The sequence below is a fragment of the Clostridium sp. CS001 genome (assembly GCF_020443565.1).
Lineage (GTDB): Bacteria > Bacillota > Clostridia > Clostridiales > Clostridiaceae > Clostridium_AD.
In genome coordinates, this window is sequence record NZ_JAIZZN010000090.1 from 1 (window position 1) to 568 (window position 568).

The following is a 568-nucleotide window of genomic DNA, read 5'->3' on the forward strand; positions in this document are numbered from 1 at the left end:
CAAGCAGACCCTAGAATCCAAAGTATCTACGATACCTATTATAGCAAAAAAGAAAAAGATTTTATAGAGTTACTTTTGTTCATAGGTGAAAGTAATATTTCTACGGTTCAAAAGGCTATAGATTTGCTAAATAAAATAAATCCCTTAGATATAACAACTGAGAAAATAAAATTTATTTGTAATAGAGATTATGATAATTTTGTTGAAAATAAAGTTCCTCACATTAATTCAAGTAATGAAACTGAATCTAAAAATTTGTTGGATTCGTATAAATTTCTAATACCTATTTCAACGGAAGGCTTTAACAATGAGGTGACAATAATATGAATGATAAAAAGAAATTATATAAAGATATCGAGGAATTAACTATAGAACTTAAACTTCCAGGTGTAAAAAGCAATTTTGAAGAATGTGCAAAAGACGCTTGCATTAATGGTGTAACCTATGAAGAATTTCTTTACAAGTTGTTGATAAAAGAACAGATTTTAAGAAATGAAAGTAATAAACAAAATAGAATTAGAATAGCTAAATTTCCATATAAAAAATATATCGAAGATCTTGTAATAGA

Annotated in this window: 1 protein-coding gene and 1 pseudogene; both read left to right on the top strand. The window is 25.9% G+C overall.

Features of this window, described 5'->3' with window-relative positions:
• Positions 1-327 (top strand): annotated as a pseudogene (locus LGK97_RS19680) (hypothetical protein); the annotation flags it as partial.
• A partial coding sequence (locus tag LGK97_RS19685; protein ID WP_226262015.1) for an ATP-binding protein occupies positions 324-568 on the top strand: 245 nt, incomplete at its 3' end. The pseudogene LGK97_RS19680 and the gene LGK97_RS19685, both read left to right, overlap by 4 nt.